This is a genomic window from Mesotoga sp. UBA5557 (genome assembly GCF_002425715.1).
Classification (GTDB): Bacteria; Thermotogota; Thermotogae; order Petrotogales; family Kosmotogaceae; genus Mesotoga.
Map to the genome: position 1 here is coordinate 1 of NZ_DIMV01000058.1, position 21328 is coordinate 21328.

Annotated in this window: 11 protein-coding genes; all 11 read left to right on the top strand. The window is 46.4% G+C overall.

All coding sequences use genetic code 11. From position 1 onward, the window contains the following. Nucleotides 1-1121 precede the first annotated feature (1121 nt). The 11 genes from B3157_RS07655 (at nucleotide 1122) to B3157_RS07705 (ending at nucleotide 20764) form a co-directional block, all read left to right on the top strand. Nucleotides 1122-1880, top strand: coding sequence for a hypothetical protein (locus B3157_RS07655; protein ID WP_292589924.1), 759 nt, complete (start codon nucleotides 1122-1124; stop codon nucleotides 1878-1880). Next, a complete protein-coding gene (locus tag B3157_RS07660; RefSeq protein WP_292589925.1) occupies nucleotides 1864-2397 on the top strand; it encodes a BREX protein BrxB domain-containing protein in 534 nt (177 codons plus the stop codon). The genes B3157_RS07655 and B3157_RS07660 overlap by 17 nt, the downstream gene beginning before the upstream one ends. Nucleotides 2398-2424: 27 nt before the next feature. After that, the gene (gene brxC / locus B3157_RS07665) at nucleotides 2425-5928 is read left to right on the top strand and encodes a BREX system P-loop protein BrxC (RefSeq protein WP_292589926.1); all 3504 of its coding nucleotides are present in this window, start codon (nucleotides 2425-2427) and stop codon (nucleotides 5926-5928) included. Nucleotide 5929: 1 nt separating this feature from the next. Further along, the gene (gene pglX, locus B3157_RS07670) at nucleotides 5930-9715 is read left to right on the top strand and encodes a BREX-1 system adenine-specific DNA-methyltransferase PglX (RefSeq protein ID WP_292589927.1); all 3786 of its coding nucleotides are present in this window, start codon (nucleotides 5930-5932) and stop codon (nucleotides 9713-9715) included. 3 nt (nucleotides 9716-9718) lie between these two features. Then, nucleotides 9719-11509: a DUF262 domain-containing protein gene (locus B3157_RS07675; protein ID WP_292589928.1), complete on the top strand. Its 1791-nt coding sequence runs from the start codon at nucleotides 9719-9721 to the stop codon at nucleotides 11507-11509. Between the two features lie 31 nt (nucleotides 11510-11540). Then, the gene (locus B3157_RS07680; RefSeq protein WP_292589929.1) at nucleotides 11541-13754 is read left to right on the top strand and encodes a PglZ domain-containing protein; all 2214 of its coding nucleotides are present in this window, start codon (nucleotides 11541-11543) and stop codon (nucleotides 13752-13754) included. A gap of 15 nt (nucleotides 13755-13769) precedes the next feature. Further along, complete coding sequence (gene brxL, locus B3157_RS07685; protein ID WP_292589931.1) at nucleotides 13770-15785, top strand: protease Lon-related BREX system protein BrxL; 2016 nt, start codon at nucleotides 13770-13772, stop codon at nucleotides 15783-15785. Between the two features lie 547 nt (nucleotides 15786-16332). Further along, nucleotides 16333-18777, top strand: a complete 2445-nt coding sequence (locus B3157_RS07690) for a hypothetical protein (RefSeq protein WP_292589932.1) — start codon at nucleotides 16333-16335, stop codon at nucleotides 18775-18777. A 580-nt stretch (nucleotides 18778-19357) separates the two neighbouring features. After that, nucleotides 19358-19789: a type II toxin-antitoxin system RelE/ParE family toxin gene (locus B3157_RS07695; RefSeq protein ID WP_292589934.1), complete on the top strand. Its 432-nt coding sequence runs from the start codon at nucleotides 19358-19360 to the stop codon at nucleotides 19787-19789. Then, nucleotides 19728-20351, top strand: coding sequence for a helix-turn-helix domain-containing protein (locus B3157_RS07700; protein ID WP_292589935.1), 624 nt, complete (start codon nucleotides 19728-19730; stop codon nucleotides 20349-20351). Before B3157_RS07695 ends, B3157_RS07700 begins: the two co-directional genes overlap by 62 nt. Beyond that, nucleotides 20348-20764, top strand: coding sequence for a protein-export chaperone SecB (locus B3157_RS07705; protein WP_292589937.1), 417 nt, complete (start codon nucleotides 20348-20350; stop codon nucleotides 20762-20764). Before B3157_RS07700 ends, B3157_RS07705 begins: the two co-directional genes overlap by 4 nt. The last annotated feature ends 564 nt before the right edge of the window (nucleotides 20765-21328 follow it).

The following is a 21328-nucleotide window of genomic DNA, read 5'->3' on the forward strand; positions in this document are numbered from 1 at the left end:
CTTCGCCTTCTTGGCACACTGCTACCCCATACCCCCAGCGTTCAGCACACCTTCTTTCGTTTTGAGTTTTTTCTTACAGAATCGGAGCACAGAACTCCGACTGGACAAATCATAATCACAAAGAAACCCCGATTCCAAATACTTAAAGATCCTTTAAGTTTTGTTGCAACTAATTGCCTTAATAACTCTTCCAGTGCTTAGGAAAATGACACAGTTGGATTTCACCTCTTCTCCCTCCTTATTTGCTTTGTGTTCGGCTGTTTCTAATTTCAAACCTCATATAGGATCACCTCCTTTAGCAGAGCCCGGAATTCCTTAAGAGAAGAACGACCATCTAACCATCCAGAGTGGTTTTTCGAAAGCAGGACTGATTAAATGAATTCCATGCAAAACAAAGAATCCGATGCCTAGAGATCTTCAATCACTCCTTCATTTGCCTGGAGATCCTTAATCACTCCTCATTCATCGAGAGTTCAGAAAATCGAATAGGCTCTTCTTGCTTTCAGAAGACCGGTCTGCGCATATCATTCATCATTTTATAGATTCAGAACTCCAAACACCAAGCTCAGGTGAAATTCACCTATTTTCATGTAGATGAAATCTAATAGTAAAAGATACAATCATTTACTCCGTTTCCCGAAAAAGATAATCACTCGTCTTTGAAAGTCTTCTTATCCAGGTAGTGATTTGTAGTTATGATTTCCTAGATTGCAATGTTTGATACGCCTTTTGTTTGCTCAAATGGCTGAGAGCGTTAGTGCCTATTCAAATGGGGATTTCAATACTTCTTGGAAGTTTACGATGCCTGCGAAGAGTACACAGGGTAATTTGATTCGTCCTCAGGAGTCCGCTGTCTCAGTCTGCTTCACACTCAGCAATCATCTATGTGTATTGGAAAAACCTGCGACAAATCCATTTGAATCTAGAGATGCAGAATGCTGCGATTATAGCGTGAGAGACAGGTCTTATGGTCAGCGTAATGCATCATAATTGAATCTACTCAAGAGAGTCAGTATCAACTTGAGATCAGATGACGTTACAATTGAGCAGCAGACTTTGTACTTGGCGAAATGACAGTCACGTTGTTATAATCTATTTACCTAATGTGGAGGGTCTGCTATATGCCGTCAAACTCAAAAACGCACCTCAACAGAGCATTCGATCATCTAGAGAATGTCATTTACATAATGGCCGAAGTTATTAAGGGAAGGAGCGCAGAGGAAATAAAACGTCATCTCGTTTTAGACGATCCGTTTCGAGTCAGTTCTGGCGAATACAGAAGAAGACTGGCAAGTTGGCTCATAGGAGACTACGTGAAAGGTTTCTCACCTGAAGCTCTGAAAGTCTTCGCGCGCATAATGACTTCTGAAACCATAGAGACTCAGACTAAACGAGAGATTCTCTTCTGGAAGAACTGTGAGAGAGACGAATTGGTCAGGGCCATTACACTCGAGCAGATATTCCCTGCATACCATAAAGGAGCCGCCTTTTTGCTTCGTGAAGACATTATTGATTGCATCGTCAAGGAGAAAGGCTTTACCGCATATATGTCGGATAAGAGGGTAACCAATTACCTCGCCATAACCTCTAAACTAGGAATGGCGAATGCGAATGGAAGAAACATAGACTTGAATTACTTCCGCCCAAATAAGAATAGCGTTATGGCTATCCTTTACTTCCTTTTCAATTCAGGTCTCTCCCCATCGAAAATCCTGCACTCGGACGATTTCAAGTACCTGCTCCTAGACGAGAGGGATCTTGTTTCTTACCTGGTGGAAATGAACGCTTCGGGAATAATCGAGTTCGCGATGGCCGGAAACATAGTGAGACTGGAACCTAAGATAGATTTCGAGGTGCTGCCGGATGCACTTGAAGAATAACCTTTCTCTTTCAGAGAAGCTGAACATACTCTCGGAAAAACTCGAAAGGGTAGATTCACTTACGAGTGAAACCGAAGGCTCGAAGGCCGTGGTCCTAATAGTCTCTCCCAAGGAAGAAACGACAGCCATCAGGGAGCTTAAGATACGCTTTGAGGGCAAGTTGAAGCTGCTGAACCTGGGAAGCGTCCTTTCGGAGACTGCCACCAGTTATGGGATGGACAACCTAGCAGATGACTTCTCCTTTCTTGGAAAGTCCTGCATAAAAGACTTCGCTCATCTCCTGCACTCGAATATGACAGAGCGCATAGTGAAGGCCTCACAGGAAAGCTCTCTAACGGTTATACACAGGCTTGGCATACTGAACGGCTTCTTCGGTCTTAATCCGTTAATTGAGGAAGTGACGGGTAAACTCGTCAATCCCGTTCTATTTATCTATCCCGGAAAGAGGAAGGAACACATACTGACCTTCCTGGATGGAAGACACACCACTTCGGTTTACAGGGCGTTGGTAATTTGAGATAGAAGGGCTAGGGGGGTAAGGGGAATGAAGATTAAAGAGCTTCTTAGGATAAACATAGATGACGAAGTCCCTCTCGTAATAAAGGCCGGTGAGCAGGACCTCGCTGTCGAAGAGAAAGAAATCTCCCAGTACATAGTCACCCACCAGATAGAGAAGCACCTTGAAGCCTTCCTGACGAACTACAAGCTTCTTTCTACTGACAGGATAGGTGTGTGGATCTCCGGCTTCTTCGGTTCGGGAAAGTCCTACTTCGCGAAGATACTCGGGTATCTGCTCACCAACCACACTCTGCCCAAGGGAATAACGGCCCGAGAACTCTTCAACGAGAGATTGAGCAACTGTTCGAACCCGGAATTCATAAAGGGAAACATAAGGGCGCTGAACAGCATAGCGAGTACCGTCGTTATGTTCGAAATGACGGCAGACAGCTCTCTCAATATGGAGACGATACAGCAATCTATCTTCAAGAAGTTTCTCGAGACCTGTGGCTACTCCTCATTCCCTAACGTAGCGATAATGGAGTATGAACTAGATACATTCGGGCACCTCGAAGAGGTACGCAATTACATAGAGCAGAGCGGAAACGACTACTCGAAGGTGGCTCGAAATGTCGGTGAATTCCGTCGCCACGCTGTAAAGGCTATGACCGAAAGGCTTGATTACACCGCGGATGAAGCAAGCGAATTCCTGAAATCTGCGGTAAGCAAATACGATAATCTTTCCCCGAGCGTTCTTGCCGAACACTGCGTCGACTACACGAGAGAGACCGGAAAGAGACTCGTCTTCATAGTGGATGAAATAGGGCAGTACGTAATATCCCTCAAAGATAACGAAGACAGAATACTGGCCCTGCAAGGAGTCGCAGAGGCCTTCGCCTCGAAGGGAAAGGGCTCGGTCAGGCTAATAGTAACCTCACAGGAAAAGCTCGACCAGCTGATAGCCAACAGAGACTTCGACAAGCGGAAGCTGGGCAAACTGACAGACCGTTTCGAAGTGAGGCTCGATCTCACATCCGAGAACGTGGATGAGGTCGCCCGCGAAAGACTGCTGAAGAAAAAGATAGAGGCAGAGCCCCTGTTCGAAAAGACGATGCGTGAAAACCAGGGGAACATAACTACCCTCAGCGACACGAACGGAAATTACAGAAAGACCGAAACAAAAGACGATCTTATGACTTACTACCCCTTCCATCCATACCAGTTCCAGCTACTCCCCGATCTAGTGCAGAACACAATAGGCTCGACATATTACCAGGCTACGGCCCGCAAGTTTATCTTCCTCGTCGATTCAATACTGAAGAATCTGAAAGACGAAGAGTTCGGTCGGATAGTGAGCGCCACCGATCTCTTCGACGCCTTGGGTCCCTCCTTCTTCGGTTCGGGAGTAACCCATCTCGTGAATAGTGCCGACCAGTACAGGGGAAAGAACGTGAAAGCCTCAGACATACTCAAGACTCTCCACATAGTGAAAAACCTTAAGAATATTGGCGCTAGCGAGACTGTAATAACCCGTATGCTCTGCAAGAACATCTTCGACAAACAGTACGAGCTGACTAAGGAAGTCAAGGATGCCCTCGACTACCTCGAGAAGGCCAGATACGTTACCCGATACAACGGAGAGATAACGCTCGTAACCGATCTCGAGAGGGACTTCATAGCAGAGATGGAAAACACGGTTATAGACATACCCAAGAGAAACGAAGAGATAGTCCGTCAGTTGCTGAACATCTTCAACTACAAGGAAATCCGTTACGGAGAAGGCCCCTACATTCACATAGAATGGTACCTGGATAACGCAGCGATCGGCGGCAAGAAGAAGGGTCTCCAGGTTCGCATCGCCTCATTTGCCGGTGTCGATGTGGAAGGTCTCGAATTCGAGTCTATGAACCATCGCGATACGGTCTATGTGATCCCTGAGATAAACGAGACAATTGGTGATCTAGCCAGGGAGATAAAAAGCCTGGACGCTTCATTGAACTCCTTCAGAACGAAGAAGACGGGAGAAGGCATACACGAGATCCTCACGAAATACGGCAGGATAATGAACGACAAGAGAAACGAACTGGGCAGGGAGCTGCGAAAGGCAATAGACTCGGGACAGCTTCTTTACGAAGGCGAGTTAAAACCCACTTCCAGCCTTATAAACGAACTCAAGGATCTCCTCAAGGAAAAAGTCATACCCGGCCATTACACCGAAATCACCTTCACGACCGCCACGAGCAAGGATATAGAAGGAGCGTTGACAAGACCGCAGAACACGCTGAAAACCCTCAAAGTAGATGACGACCACAGAGTCTTCAACGACAATGGAGACCTGATCGAGACACACAAGATCATCTCACCTGTAATAGCCTCTCTGGGAGAAGATCAAACGGGTGAAATTCTGCTCGAGAAGTTCTCGCTCGCTCCGTACGGCTGGACCCCTGAAACGATAATCTATTCAATTGCCTGTCTCATACGTGGTGGGAAGATAATGGTGAACAATTCAGACTCTTACGGTAAGGCGGAGGTCCATAAAGCGTTGAAAAGCGTGAGCGAATTCAAGAAGGCACGTATACGTCGCAGTGTGGTGCTCAACCCATCCGACAAGCAATATCTTATGGACATCATAAACCCGCTGCTGGATGACGGGAGGCTGTCGTTACAGTCGCCGAGAAGCGAATTCATTTCCCGGGCGCTCGAGGCGATGAAACATCTCGACAAGAGAATGAATTTACTGAAGAAAAGGATGGAAGAACTCGGTGCAGAGGTTAGGTGGAACCTCGACACGATTAGAACGATGCTAAACATTCTCACCGGTGGCGATAACGACTGTCTTGACGTCTTTCTTCGTGAAAGGGATTCGATACGAGAGCTGAAGGAAACTGCCGATAAGACGGAAAAGTTCCTCGAGAAGAACTACGAGCTCATACGTAAGCAGAAGGTCTTCCTCCAAGAGTTGGAGGGTGAAATCTCCAAAAACGCCTTCGAGAAAGAGCAGAGCGAAGAGCTCTCATCGCTCTTGAAAGAGTACAATGACACTCTGCCCAGCATAGCCTCCTTCGGCACCGATCTCGACAGCATCTTCGAGAGACTGCGCAACACCTACAAGAGTTACTTCAATCCCATTCACGATGAGAGAGACCAATGGCTGGCGAAGATAAACAAGTATCTCGACTCCATACAGGAAGAGAAAAACGCACTGGGAAAGAGAGCGGGAGATCAAGACTGGTTCATAAGACCCAACGCCCCTTGCGGAGAGCTTGAGATACAGTTCTCCGTAAAGTGCGAGAAGTGCCACACGGGTCTCAATGAAGCCAGGCTTTACATAACAGACTTCGAGCACAAGCTGGAAAGGCTTGAAGACTCCTTCGACAGTTTTATGCGAGAAAAACCACCTGAAGAGTCGAACGGTACAGGGAAAGAGCCTGAAGTACAGCCAAAGAGACTGAGACTGAAGAGAAAGCTCACCTATGGTGAACTCAAAAACAAGTTGGAAAGACTCTCCGTTTCCGAAGACACCGAGCTAGAGATAGAGCTGGAGGACTGATATGGCCGATCTCGAAAAGACGATAATACAGATTCGTGAGACTCTGGAGCGATCGTACCCCCTACTTTTGAAACAGTGCGGCATTACAGAGAACAATGATACGGGAAACTCCGTGGCAGGCTTCGAAGAGCTGCGAAGCCGGATACTTCCCATAATACTGGCAGATGAGAAACAGCTCGGTGCAAAAGAAGCGAGAAAGAAGTTCGTGCAAGAGGCCTCATTCACCACTCTAAACAGGCTGGTCGGATTGAAAGTAATGGAAGCAAGAGGGTTGATCGAGCGGACGTATGTCACCAAGAACATAGACACCGGTGGGAAGAGCGAGGCTCATTTCCTGTATCTCAGCAGAAATCCGCAGGCAAACAGCGAACCGGGCCAGGGAATAAACACCATTCTGGAGGAAATCTTCCAGACTCTATCGCAGGAGCTGCCCCAACTGTATAACGGCAGTCGTTACGGCTTTCTCCCGCGACCAAACGACACGGTGACTGTAATAGATCTTATAAACTCCATAGCTCAAGAGGAATGGCTCAAGGACGACATAATAGGCTGGATTTACCAGTATTACAACATCGCCGAAAGGCGGCTATTGAAAGACAGTAAGGCCAAGATAGACCAGTCTAACGTTCATTACCAGTCGCAGCAGTACACACCTAGTTGGGTCGTAAAACACATCGTGGACAACACTCTTGGTAGGTACTACCTCGAGATGTATCCCGATTCCCCGCTGTATGACGAGATAGAGATACCCATTCAAAAAAAGCAACTTAAAAGGGAAAGGGAGCCAAAGAAGCTTGAAGAAATCAAGATACTTGACCCGGCCTGCGGGAGCGGCAACTTCCTCCTTTATTCCTTCGAGCTGCTCAGTAAGATGTACCGAGAGAGAGATTACAACAGAGATGAGATTTCATCGCTTATCCTGAAGAACAACCTCTACGGAATCGATCTCGACGACAGGGCTGCACAGCTGACGATCCTCTCCCTATACCTGAAGGCGAGGACACTTGACAGGCATAAGAAGAAGTACACTATGAACGTCGTATCGGCAGACTTCCACCTTTCCGATTCCCTTGAACTCACAACCGTGAGAAACAAGTACAGGAGCGATACCACGGTGCAGGATTTCATAGACCTTATATGGAGCCAATTGAAGGACGCCAGCGCCGTCGGCTCTCTCCTGGATATAACCGGGGAGCTGGAAAGGCTCAAGGAGAAGCGCAAGAAGAGCGATGTGATGTTCTTCAGTGAAGAGGCCTGGAGCGAGACGGAGATAAAAGTGCTGGAAGACATAAAAGGAGCGGTATCTTCGAACAGGGAGTACGGCGAGTACATAGAACAGGGGATGAATTTTGCCGAACTTCTGATTCAGAAGTACGATGTGGTGATAGCCAACCCTCCTTATCTCGATTCGTCGGATATGACTGACAACTACAAGAAATTCCTTAAGGACAGATTCAAGGGCTTCGACAAGAACCTGTATGCGGCTTTCATTAAGAGATGTGCCGATTTCGCCGATGAAGACGGTTATGTCGGTATGATAACCCCCCAGACGTATATGTTCATATCCAGTTATGATGAGACAAGAAAGTGGATACTGAACAAGAATCAATTGGTGGATTTTGTGCACTTCGGACTTGGGGGGGTCTTCGGCGAGGCTCTTGTGGATACTGCCGTCATTGTGCTAAGAAAGGCGCAGCCTAACAGCGATGATTGTATATTCTTCAATCTGGTGAAGTTCGAAAGGGGAAGCGCGAAGGCCAAGAGGGAAGCGTTAAGAGAGGCCGTTGAAGCTATACGTAACGGAAAGGAATGCACTTATGTTCATCTTCTTAACCAATCCGAGTTCAAGAAGATCCCGGGCTATCCCTTCGTTTACTGGATAAGCGATAGGATAAGGGAGCTGTTCAAGAAGTACAAGCCCCTGGAAAAATATGCTCACGTTGCTTTGGGCACTGGAACTGCAGATAACGACCGCTTCCTCCGCTTTTGGTGGGAAGTGAGGCAGGAAGACATCTCGCTAGATTACAAGAGCGATAGAAAGAAATGGGTGCCCTATGCCAAGGGAGGGCCTTACAACAAGTGGTACGGGAATCTGTGGTGGGTAGTTTGTTGGGAAGATGACGGAATCCTTATTAAAACATATGGAAGAGCATTTGTTAGAAATGAATCCTACTGCTTCAGAGAAGGGTTGAATTTCTCTAGGACAACTTCATCTGCATTTAGTGAACGATTTCTGCCAAGAAACCACATATTTGATACAGAAGCCTCTGCTGTTTTTCCGAACGAAAACCCTCTATCCATTTTGTGCGTTATGAATTGTAGATTGTCAAACTATCTTCTCTCTTTTCTTAACCCTACTGTACATTATCAGGTAGGCGATCTGAAGAACATACCCACGGTGCATCCATCAGCCTTGGGGAGTAAAGCCATAAGTTCGGATGAGATGCAGTCTCTTCTGGGCAGTCTCTCTTCTTGCTCTCGGCTTTTAACTCCACTAACCACAAGTCACCAATTACTGTCCACTTCTCCTGTGACTCTCTCCTCTCTCGCGCAGGACTGCATAGAGATAAAGAAAGAGCTATATGGCTTCCACGTTATGGAACGCGACTTCAAACACGATCCGCTCTCCTGGGGGTTGAAGGAGTTAAGAGAAGAGGGCAGGCAAGTGAGGGTGAAAGACGCCCTGAAGAAGTTCTTCATCCATAAGGCAGAGCTAGAGGCAAGGCTGCTTATAAACGAGGCTGTAAACGACGAACTGGTATTGAAGCTCTACGAACTCCTGCCAGAAGACCTGACACTTTTGGATGTGATTACACAATCCGGGCTCTTGGGGTCGCTCACGGAAGATGCGCCTTCTGCTCTTAACGAAGGAGGGGTACACGATCTGGGACGAAGGACGCAGGACGGCTCTTCTGACCTCTACGCTGCCGTTCTCGAGGTCCTCGAATCCGAAGGCGTACCCGTCGGCGCGTACCCGGCCAGAGACCTGAGAGAAGACGAGAGAAAGACACTCAAGAAACTTTATCTGAAACATAGACACGATAGAGGCTCCGGTAAGAGCGAGGCAATAACGGGTATGGAATTCGGCATAGTCGAGGAACTGGCCGGGACTCTGAAAGTCAGCCCCGTGACCGTGGTGGAAGAGCTGGCGAAAATTGACACCCTTCCTGCAGAAGCGGTCAAGGACGTTATCTCTGAGCACATACAGGCTCTCACGATAGAGATAATGCGAGAGGATAACGACGGGATACTCTCACTCTCTACGGATACTGGAGAGACCTCCATCGTTACCAGGATAGTCGAGAAATGGCGCGAGCTCGGCATAGGAGACACGTATAACGAAGTAGAAAACTTGCTGGGCAAGAGACTGGAAGAATACCTGCTGAAGAGCTTCTTCAAGGATCACTCCAAGAGGTATATGAGCCGACCAATAATCTGGCAGCTTACATCGGATAAGGGGAGCGTGAACTTCTTCGTTCTCCATCACAGCTGGAGCTACGACAAGCTCCTTCTTCTGAGATCGAAGTACCTGGGTGGTGTTAAGAGGACACTTGAAAACACGCTGGCCACCGAACTGGACGAAAAGAACAGAGAAAAGCTAATGGAGAGACTGGCCGAACTGGAGAGATTCTCAGAAGCCCTCGGCGAGCTGCTTGACGGGAGCTATCTCCCGGAACTGGATGGAGGCGTCGCCAAAAACATAGCGCCTCTCCAGAATAAAGGGCTGCTAAAATTCGACGTCCTCAGCAAGAAGCTTATGGACAAAATGCTGAAAGTGGAGTGGTGAACGATGATTCAGTCGGCAGCAAACTATAAAATATCGGCGCTATTTGCCATCGACGGAAAGATAAGATATGAGATTCCGAAGTACCAGAGGGAGTATGTTTGGGGCAAACGGGAATGGGATAACCTGTATGACGACATCTACGAGAATCAGGACCACTTTCTCGGTTCTATGATCTGCATAGACAAGGGAGTTGACGCACTGGACGTCAAACCGCTCGAAATTATCGACGGCCAACAGAGATTGCTAACAATCTCAATTCTTTATCTAGTTGTATTTGCTCGGCTCAAAGAAGGGAGCAATATGCGAACTGACGACCAACGTTACTCTAAAACGAACCTGAAAAACCTTAATACTATAATGAACCTAGAGAACCGTCTCGTGCAGAAACCCGAGGACAGGAGAACTCCCAGGGTTATACCTTCTTTTCAGAACAAGAACTATTCCGACTACCTTTCTCTTCTCAGTGAAAACGGAATAATTCAATCAACCAATGACAGAGCTCCATTTGCCGGAAACAGAAGAATATACACGGCATTCAGGTATTTTCAGAGCAAATTGAAAGAGGAATCGGAAGGGCAAGTAACTGATTTTCTCGACCGACTGAATTCGGCAAGTATGGTGAAGATCGAAGTGGCGAATCACGCCGACGCTTTCACCCTATTTGAAAGCCTAAATAACAGGGGAATACCGCTGTCTCCTATGGACATAATAAAAAACAAGATGCTTGCCGAATTAGAACGAACTAACGTGATGGAAGTAGATGATGCTTTCAATCGTTGGAACAGGATAATAACTCATATTCCTGAATACAGAGATCAGGAGAGGTTCTTGAGACAATACTACAACGCCTTCAGATACAGAGAAGAAGTACGCTTTCCGGGAATCTCCAAAGCGACTAAATCTAAGCTAATAACCATATACGAAACTCTCATAGAGAAAAACCCAGATAAGACGTTGCAGGAACTGGTCCAGAAGGCCGAAATTTACGGTCGCTTCTCTGTTTCTTTCGAGTCCAGAAATGGCGAGGAGTTTAGAAATCACCTATTCGACCTCCAGAACGTTGGAGGCGCACCCGGTTATACTCTTCTGCTGTACCTCCTCTCCGAACACGGTGAAAAAGAGGATCTAATAGTAAAAGCATCGGAACTGCTGGTGAAGTATTTCATAAGGAGGAACATAACGGACTTTCCCGGAACACGGGATCTGGACAAGATATTCATAGACGCAATAGACTTCTGCGAGTCACAAAAAGAATCTTTTAGTATGCAGACAATAAAGGATTTTCTGACAGACAGGAAGAGATTTGCCCCGGATGAACGCTTTAGAGAGATGCTCGCCGGAGATATCTATGACAACCCGGAAGCGACAAGGTTCATCCTGACGAAGATCGAGGAATCTCGTTTTACACGGGAGAACAAGCCTAACTTCTGGGAAAGAGACAATAACAACAATCTAGTTTGGACTATCGAGCACATATTCCCAAAAGGCGAGAACATACCCGATACCTGGGTGAAATCTGTCGCAGGTGGGGATAAGGAAAATGCCAAGTTGTTGCAAGATCAGTGGGTACACAGACTGGGAAATCTCACTTTGACAGGGTACAACCAATACCTTTCCACATACTCATTCGAGAAAAAGAGGGATAGGAAAGACACGAGAGGAAATTTCATAGGCTACAAGAACGGGCTCTTCCTTAACAGTGATCTGCGAGACAAAGAAAACTGGACTATTGAAGATATCGAGCAAAGAACGGAAAAACTGGTTAATCTGGCCTTCGAGCTTTTCAGAGTATAACTCTGGTCAATGGAATTAAAAGGAGCGCTCTATGTACTTACTGGACATCGTACTGACAAGACTGGAGAAGCTGGACGCCTCAATTCCAGTAGTGTTGAAAGACTCCGATTTCTTACTGGGCGATAGCCTCACTTACTTCGAGGACAAGGGCTGGCATTGCCTCACGTTAAAGGATTTCGAGCGGGAGTTTCTCACTATGCTAGAGGCGGAGAGTCTTGTCCAATCGGGAAGAAAAGTAATCGTATATATAGCCAACCACTCGGAGAAAGAGCTGGTCTATCTCGCGGAGTACTGGGACAGGGGAAATGGAGAGCTCGTATCTGCAATAAACCTGCTGAGTGAATTGAGAATAGATCGAAAAGACTTCAAGAAAGACTTCCTGGTCTCTCTTGTGAGATACGGTCTGCCAAAAGATGAAGACTGGTGGCAGGCCCTGAAGAAACGCGGCTTGGAGAATATAAGCAAGATAGTTAAGGAAAGCCTCTGGGAGCTGTTGAGCGACAGCAGCTACGCATCGAGTCTGTCGGAGGCGGAGAGGGAGTTTATCTTCACTCATTTTGCTAATGCAACGTTCGATTTGAAACTGACGGCCTCTTCCACACCAGAAGAAGCGGCAAACCTTATAGCCGAGAAGATACTCGAGGCCTCCTACAAGAACAAACCGGGCGATGAGCTTCACGAATACTACAGGGAATGGACGGGATTGAGCGAGTGGGAAGAGAGCCTTCACCTCCATGCAGAGAAATTCTCCAAGAGCCACAGAGAGGAACTTATCGCACACATAGACCTCTTCGAAAACGATCACAGGCATCCATTCACTGTCATAGAGCGAGAGATATTCGAGAGAAGAGCAGAGGCTCTCTTGCAGGAAGAAGACGCCACACAGGCGATTGAGTTCGCGAAAGAGCGGACCAGAAAGAGAAAGAAGAGAGTTGAAGACAGAGATGCAGGAGTCTACTGGGAAGAACTCCTCTGGCTCGAGCCTCTCTTGACTGAACCCGACCTCTCGGGCATAGGCTCGCTGGAAAGCTTCCTCTCGGTTTACGGTGACACTCTCTGGAAATACGACTCTCTCGACAGGAAGATCAGGAGCTCACATCTTCCAGAGAGACTGAAAGCCTGGGCTGTGGAGAAAGTAACTCAGATAATGAAGGTGGTATCCAATCACTGGAAGAGCCATTACGATCCTGCAATTCAGTCCGAACAGGCAGGCCTCCTGTACAGAATACTTGAAGGCGAGGGCAAGAAAGCGGTAATCGTGGTAGATGCCCTCAGGTACGAGCTTGCCTGTGATCTTGAACTGAAGAGCAAGGTGAAGATCGAAAGAAGACCTATACTGGCGGTGACACCGACGGAAACACCCGTGGGAATGGGGTCTCTTTTCTCCTCTGGTGATATTGAAAAGATTCTGAAGGACAGAAAAGTCCTCATAGTGGACAAGAAAACCGTCAAGACACTGGACAGCGTTACAGCCAGAGAGGACAACCTGAAAGAGCTAGTGCCTGGAGTTGAGATATATGATATAGACGCCGATCCTCCGACTGCGGAAAAGCTGGTTATGAAGACGGGGGATATAGATTCATTGGGTCACGAAGCGCTTATAGAATTCTATGGCAGCATAATGACTAAACTGTCTGAAAAGGCCGACAAACTACTGAGGGACGGTTACGAAGTACACTTCACGAGCGATCACGGCTTCTACCTTCCCGTGCCCGGAGAGACCGTCAAACAGGACAAGACGCTCAGCTACTCATCCGGGGTAAGGTACAGCCTTAACAGCACCAAACCAGATGAAGGAAAATACGAACAGGCCGGCAGCAGCTTCATACTGTACGCCAACAGCGGGAACGTATTCAAAGACTACGGGGGCCACTTCTGGCACGGAGGGATAACTCACCAGGAAGTGATAATTCCTCACATCGTCATAACGCCGATTGTCGGAGAGAAGAGAAAGAGAGTGAAGATTGGAAATAAAGACCGATTGAAAGTCTTACAGAAGGATCACTTCGAAGTCTTCCTCTTCACTGAAATCGACCTGTTCGGTATCGCTCCGAGGGTGTATATACAGTGCCTGGGCGAGAAGTTCGAGGTGGAGGAGCCCGTCGAAGATCAGATCAGCCAAACTGTGAAGATAAATGCAAAGAGCGGCGATACCTTCAAGATAGAGGTTAGAGATTTGGAAGACGGTACTCTTATGGACTGGGTAGAGTGTGAATATCTGCCCACAAGAGAGCGAATCTTCTGATAGGGGGAGATAAGAGTGGAGCTGGATGCCCTTGACCTGAAAGTGCTCAAAATATATCCCGAGTATGTGATAAAGAAGTCGCTCGTTAGGAACTTGAAGATAGGCTATAACGTTCCTTCATACGTCCTGGAGCACCTGCTTGGAACATACGCCGACCTGTCCGATCCCAAGGACATAAAGGGCGTTGAAAACGTCAGGGAGATACTGGAGAAACACTTCTTAAGACCGGATATGGCAGAGCTGGTGAAGATGCAGCTGAGGGACAAGGGTTTCTTCAGGGTGATCGACAGGATAGACGCCTGGTTAGACATAAGGCAGAACGAGTACGTGGCAGGACTGCAGAATCTGAGCATAAAGAACGGGGTAATAACTGACGAACTTGTCAAGGAGCACCCTAAAATGCTGCTCGGTGGTATGTGGGCGATAATCGATCTGATCTACGACCACAATACATACCCGGGAAGGCCCTTCGTAGTAGAGAAGATTCATCCCATACAGCTCAGTAACTTCATTAAAGACCAGTTTGTGGGTAGACGGAGTGAGTTCACGGTAGGCGAGTGGACCGACCTCATAATCCGCTCTATAGGACTGGAGCCGAAGAAGATGGACGAGAGGCAGAAGCTCTTCCAACTTCTCAGGCTCGTCCCTCTCGTGGAGAAAAACTACAACCTCGTGGAACTCGGACCGAGGGCTACCGGCAAGTCGTACATTTACAGAGAAATCTCGCCTTATTCCTTCCTTCTCTCCGGCGGTAACACTACAGTCGCCCAGCTCTTCTACAACATAGCCACACGAAAGGTCGGCCTCGTAGGAGAGTGGGATCTGATCGCCTTCGATGAAGTTGCCGGCATACAGTTCAAGGACAAACAGGCGCTGCAGATGCTTAAAGACTTTATGGAGGCCGGCTCATTTGCAAGAAAGGTAGAGGTAGTTGCCGAAGCGGGCATAGTCTTCAACGGGAATATTAACGACGACGTGCAGACTCTGTTGAAGATGTCTCATCTATTTGAACCATTCCCCGTGGAGATGCAGGACACCGCCCTGCTTGACAGAATCCACGCCTACCTTCCGGGCTGGGAGGTGGAGAAATTAAGAGCCGAGCTATTCACCGATCACTTCGGTTTCGCAATAGACTACTTCTCGGAAGTTATGAGGTCCTTAAGGGGAAGCTCCGCGGTAAACGCACTTGATAAACACTTCAATCTGGGGAGCCAGCTGAACAGGAGAGACGAGAAGGCGGTCCGAAAGACTGTATCTGGCTTGTTGAAACTGCTTTACCCGGACGGGGAGTACACGAAAGAAGCGATAGAAGAAGTCCTGGCCTTCTCCATAGAATGCAGGAGGAGGGTCAAGGAACAGCTGAAGAAACTGGGAGGACTGGAGTTCTGGGACACGAACTTCTCGTACATAGACAAGGAGAGCAAGAAGGAAACCTATGTATCTGTGAACGAGGGAGGGAGCAAGGCTCTCATCTCGCAGGATCCGCTACCTCCGGGGGTTGTTTACACAGTCTCGATAGCCGGTGGAAAAACGACACTCCTGAAGGTCGAAACGATAGTCGTTCCCGGTTCTGGAAAGCAGAACATAAGCGGTGGTGGGTCAAAAGCGAAGGAAGCGCTCAAGACCACGGTCTCCTGCATAGGTTCTAACCAGCGAAAGTACCTGCCCTCCAACTCGGCTTTGAAAGACTACGACATAGCAGTACAGCTAACCCCTATGATAGGCAGTGAAGTGGGCGATGACATAACCGTCGCCATCTTCGTCTCTATTCTCTCGGCCATACACAAAAACACCCTGAAGAAAGGATTGGGGATAATAGGAGATATGACGATAACGGGGAGCCTCAAGACCACACTGTCCTTCGTCGACAGGGTAACGATGCTCGCCGAAAACGGAGCCAAATCGATCACCGTACCCCTGGAACAGATGGCAAATCTCGCAAGCGTCTCTATGGACACGATCTCCAAAATCATCCCTATACCCATCGCCGGACCCGAAGATGCCTTTATGCGCGCCAGGCTCGATGATTGAGGGCTGAAGGAGATGATGATCAGCTCTTCAGCCGTTAAACAGAATACTTGGTCACGATAAGCTAACAGTATTCACTTACCAAACACGTTGAGAGATTAGCACTGGGAGGCTAAAACTGCATATCTGTTGCCTCTAATTGCAATAAAGAGAGTTATAAATCTTCATTTCTAGCTGCGTATTGATCCGGTTTGTGAAACAACTGCTTTGGAAAAGAATACTTCATAATGCTAAAATATTACAAATTGATCGGTAACAATCTTTTGCACATAGTTTGTTTCCAGCGAGAAAACCTTTGAAGATTGCTAGACCCGGATTTTGCAACTTAGATTTCTGTCATCTTTTCAATGTCGTGAAAATGACAGTTTAATTGAAGTGGTGATGAGTGCGAGTCACAAAAAGACGTTACCAAGAACTTTCAGTAGTTTACCGAGATTCGGATAATAATCACTGAAGTTTTCTAATAACTTTGCAGAAGCAGCATAGTGTTGAAGCGAGGGGAAGCGGATGGAACCGGCGAAAGCATTTTAGTGTTTCGCGAGGTGGTTCTATGGATAATGGAAAGCTGTGTATCAAGCTACTGAAAAGTGAATCGGAGCGGGAGGTCATTCACTATTTGGAAAGTGCCGGTTACTGGAATGACCCCTCAGCGTGGAAGTATTATGGAGATATGGAGAACAACTTCTCGACAATAGGCAATCAACAACGTTCTCCTGCTGCTGCTCTGGTTGAGAAGTTGATTAACTCAGTAGATGCCGTTCTCATAAAGGAGTGTATCTCGAGAGGGATCTCCCCCCAATCTACCAAAGCACCTCAAAGTATTCAGCAGGCTTTGAAGGAGTTTTTCAGCATCCGAGAGGGAAAACTTAGCAATGTTGAGATCTATGAAAGAGGACTTCTTGCAGAGAACATATCACTTGTTGCCACTGGTGACAAGAGAAATCCGTGCTATACGATTGTTGACAAAGGCGAGGGGCAGTTTCCCGATGAATTTTCCAACACGTTCTTCTCGCTGAATAAGTCGAACAAACTTCGAATTCCCTTTGTTCAGGGCAAATTCAATATGGGCGGAACAGGAGTGCTTCAATTTTGCGGTGAAAGCAATCTGCAGCTAGTTATCTCAAGAAGAAACACCGATATTGTTGATAGTACCCAAGCAGGCTCAAATAACCAGTGGGGCTTCTCTGTGGTCCGAAGGGAAGACCCTTCCAAGGGTGTCAAGAGCTCAGCGTACAAGTATCTGGCTCCTAACGGTAGAATATTGAGATTCCTGGCAGATTCCATCCCGGCTTTGCCAGGCGATTATCCTCATGCTTACATCAGACCTCTCGAGTCGGGTTCCGTCATAAAACTGTACGACTATCAAATTGGCCCTTCCTTAAGGAGCAATGCAGTATTTGATCTGTTCAACGAGCTTTCTTTGCTGCTTCCAGAGCTTGCACTACCTATTAAGGTATGTGAAAGAAGATCAGGTTATCAGGCTCACACTTTTCATTCGATATTGTCGGGGTTGCTGGTGAGGCTTGAAGAAGATAAGAGAGAAAACCTCGAGGCTGGCTTCCCTAGTTCGACAAGGATTTCAGTTATGGGACAGAATCTGAATGTATCGATTTTTGCCTTCAAAGATGGAGCAGAGGTTAACTATAAGAAGGATCAAGGGATATTATTCACAGTTAATGGTCAGACTCAAGGGACCATTTCGAAAGCCTTTTTTACGAGAAACCGCGTGTCTCTTGGATACGTTTCGAACTCCATCCTTGCTGTTGTTGACTGTTCTGATTTGCAAGGAAGACTGCGAGAAGATCTGTTTATGAACAGTAGAGATAGATTGAGAGGCGGTGAATTCGAAAATGCAATTGAGAGACAGCTTGAGGATCTTCTTAGAAGGCATGAAGGTCTGAGGCAACTGAATGAAAAAAGGCGGAGAGAGAAGATCGAAGGAAGATTACAGGACTCTAGACCACTTAAGGAGATTCTTCAAGACATTTTGAAGAAGTCGCCTACGTTATCACGCCTATTTATCGAGGGCAAGCAGTTGCATAATCCTTTCAAAGCAGCATCTATAGCGAGTGAGCCGGAGTTTCATGGAAAGCGGTTCCCTACTTTCTTCACTCTTATTGGAAAGTTAAGTGAAGACCAACCAAAGCAATGCCCTATCAACAATTCATATTTCAGGGTGAAATTCACAACAGATGCAGAAAATGACTATTTCTATCGAGTGAATGACTCAGGCCACTTTGAGTTGATCTCTCCAGATGTTGAAATAGAGGACTACTTTGTTAATTTGTGGAACGGTACCGCAAACCTTAATGTAAGAGTTCCAGAGGATGCAGAAGTAGGAGAGCTAATTGAATACAACTCCAGAGTATCTGATATTCGTGAAACCGAGATCTTTGAATCGAGATTCTTCGTTCTGATTACTGAAGCGGAGAAGAAGACTTCCGGCGAACAAGGAGAGCGAAAGAAACCGGCTTCTAAGGATCCGGGAGATGATACTCATGGGCTTCACGGGTTGAATCTACCTAATGTGATCAGGGTTTACGAGGACGAATGGGACAGATACGGGTTCGACAGGTATGATGCGCTACACATATCTAAAGCATCTGAGGATAATTACGACTTCTTTGTCAATGTTGATAACTGGCATCTCAAGACAGAACAAAAGGGCAAGACCAAAACAGATCCTAGAATTCTTGAAGCGAGGTACATGTATGGACACGTAATCATTGCTCTTGCACTTATTACAGACCACAAAGAGGACGAAGACCAAATTACGACGATTGAGGAGTTGGTTCAGAGGGTTTCAAGGGCAATTTCGCCTTTCATTCTTCCAATGGTAGAGGAGCTCGGTTCACTTGAATTAGAAGATGTTGCACTAGATACCTTTGAGGGAGATTCGTCAAACGAAGAGCCGGAAATAGGGAGTTCGATCAATAGTAAGAGCTCAGTCAAGAAAACAAGAGAACAACAATACACACTATGGAGGAATCAATGAGCATAATTTCTCGCGAAAAACCTCCTTCGGAGAAGATATTCCGAGAAAATTGGAATAGTGAAATGCAGTCACAGATTCCCTTTTTTGGTTTGGAAGCGGATACAAAACGGCGTCCTTTAGGAGTTCGTATATTATCCTGTAAATGTCGATCATTCGAAAAACAACGCTTTCCTTTCGCGAAGAAGAAGTGGAGGATTTCCTGTTTTGCTGAATGGACACATTTGAGAGTTACTTTCTACGAAATCCAAATCAACAGCGAGGCGAGGTGAAAAACCCATGGACGTTCTAGCTTTGATAGATGTTGAATGGTTCAAATATCTAAGAGAGTGGCAGCCGCCTTCGATAAATTTCTGGACACCGGCAATGTGCTTGGTCAACGATATGGACCTCTAGGATCTATTCCATTGATTGAATTGAGGGGCGACAATTCCTAACAATCTCTTACTACCTATGAGTATTGAATCACTATCTATTCAAAGTCGCAACAGAGGAAAGATGTGAAACATATGTAATCACTTGAATATATGGACAAATATGGACATAACTATTGACTTTAATTGAATGAAGAGGTATACTCTCTATGAAAGATGAAGAAAAGATTCTTGAGAACCTGAGAAAGATCGGTTTGCGTTTTGATAACGTTGAGAAGTTTTTATCGGCTCTGAGGAAAGGGATAGATTACAGTGAGCCGAAGTTCTTCTCTCATACGATGTTTAAGAAGAATTTCAAAGATCAATCTACAAGAGAGTTCAAACTGGAGATACTCGGGATAGTACTTGGCTTGATGAATGATCCGAGAATGGGCGAAATGAAGACTGGTCCTCTCAAGGGACTGCGTTCTATAGAGTTGAAGACAGTTTCCCGTGGCAGGTTAGTGTATTCATACTTCAAGAGGTCAAACACTATACACCTGATATATGTTGGTTCCCATGGAGGACTTGGGTCGAAATATGAGGTTCTGCAGAAGAATCTCGGGAAAAAACTGTCTTTGTTCAACAGAGAGGGTGATTGAAGTGATTATGTTTGACAGAATCTGGGAAATGCTTGAGAGTATCAGTGCCGGAGAGAGAAGAAAGGCATTCGATGCAATCATTGAGTTGCTCTCATTTTCGAAAGACGAAGAGATGCTCCAACTTAGAGATGACTTGGTAGCCTTTGAGGACGACATTACTGACGAATCGGAGGATCCGATAAAGTCGCTTCTCGAAAACACCTATACGAAGAAGGAAGCTGCCGAAGCGCTTCAAGTCAGTGAGAAAACGATTCAAAGAGCGGTCTCTGAAGGCTTGATTATGCCGATCAATCCCGGTAAAAAACCGCTCAGGTTTTCGGTCGATGATTTGAGAATACTTTACGGCAATCCGATTGATAAGGAGAGCAAAGGGTTAATTAGACAGTATTGGGTTAACGCAAATGCATTGGCTCAGATTTTCTTATCTCATTATGACCAGGTTCTTGCAGAGTTTGAACATTTGGAAGAGAAAGCTAAGGGAGTTGTAAATATGGGTGATCTTTGTTTCGCAAGTCCTCAAGAAGATGATTATTGCTTCTCGCTTAACGGGGGTGTTAGGTGAAACCGAAAATCGCAGGTTTTCAATTAGTATCTCATACAATAAGAAGCCTCAGCTTCGAGATAAGGGGCGAGCTTAAAGAAGTCTCCTTGAAACCTGATTTGGATCTGACTCCGAAATATGAAATCCGCAGAAAGGACGAGAGATTAAGTGGTGAGCTGTGTCTTGACATATCTTATAATCTTAAGTCCGGAAAGAAGATTATTATAGCTTTCAAGGCGATAATTACAGGACTGTTTGTTTCAACAAGAAACATGCAAGAAGAAGAATTCGAGAGGTTTATCAAGTATTCAGGAACACCAATGCTTATTCAAATGGCGAGGGGTCTCCTAATATCAATCTCTGCAGAAGCGGGATTGACTCCGCCGATAATCATACCGATGATAAACTCAACCACATGCTTTGAAGAAAAATGATTCTTAGAACCTACAGGTGCCATTTCACTTTTCTGGATGGATGCGATGATTATTAACAGCCTCTGTGTGGCGAAGCGCATTCATTCGTGGCTGACTTCTTTCTGTGAAATGACCGGGAACAAGATCGTCGTCCTCTAAAAAGCATCGGTCAGAACCCGAAGACCACGAACCACAAAAGGAATTACAATCTCAAATGCAGTCACATGCGGAAGTTGCAGAAAGCGGAAACTATGCAATGATCTTGTCTGTAGAGCAGAAAGGAAGCATATCAAGTGCATTTTGGACATGACCTCAAGAACCGAGAGAGACTGAAGAGATGCCTTTTCGTGAGCGAAGCGAACTCTCGACAATGCTCTTTCTCGACGTTTGTTCTCACGTCTCGCGCGCGTATCGGAGGACGGTGGACCGTTGACGGACAACGTGGTTTTCATCAGCGATCAGCGGGTTCATGTTCTTAAGCGCACAGCGGTTCTTCCAGCGTGCAGCGGATCTTCAGGGCGAGATCCCGTGCAGGTGCATCACGGGATGACCCTGAACAAAACGTTTTCAGGGCAGGCTTACGGG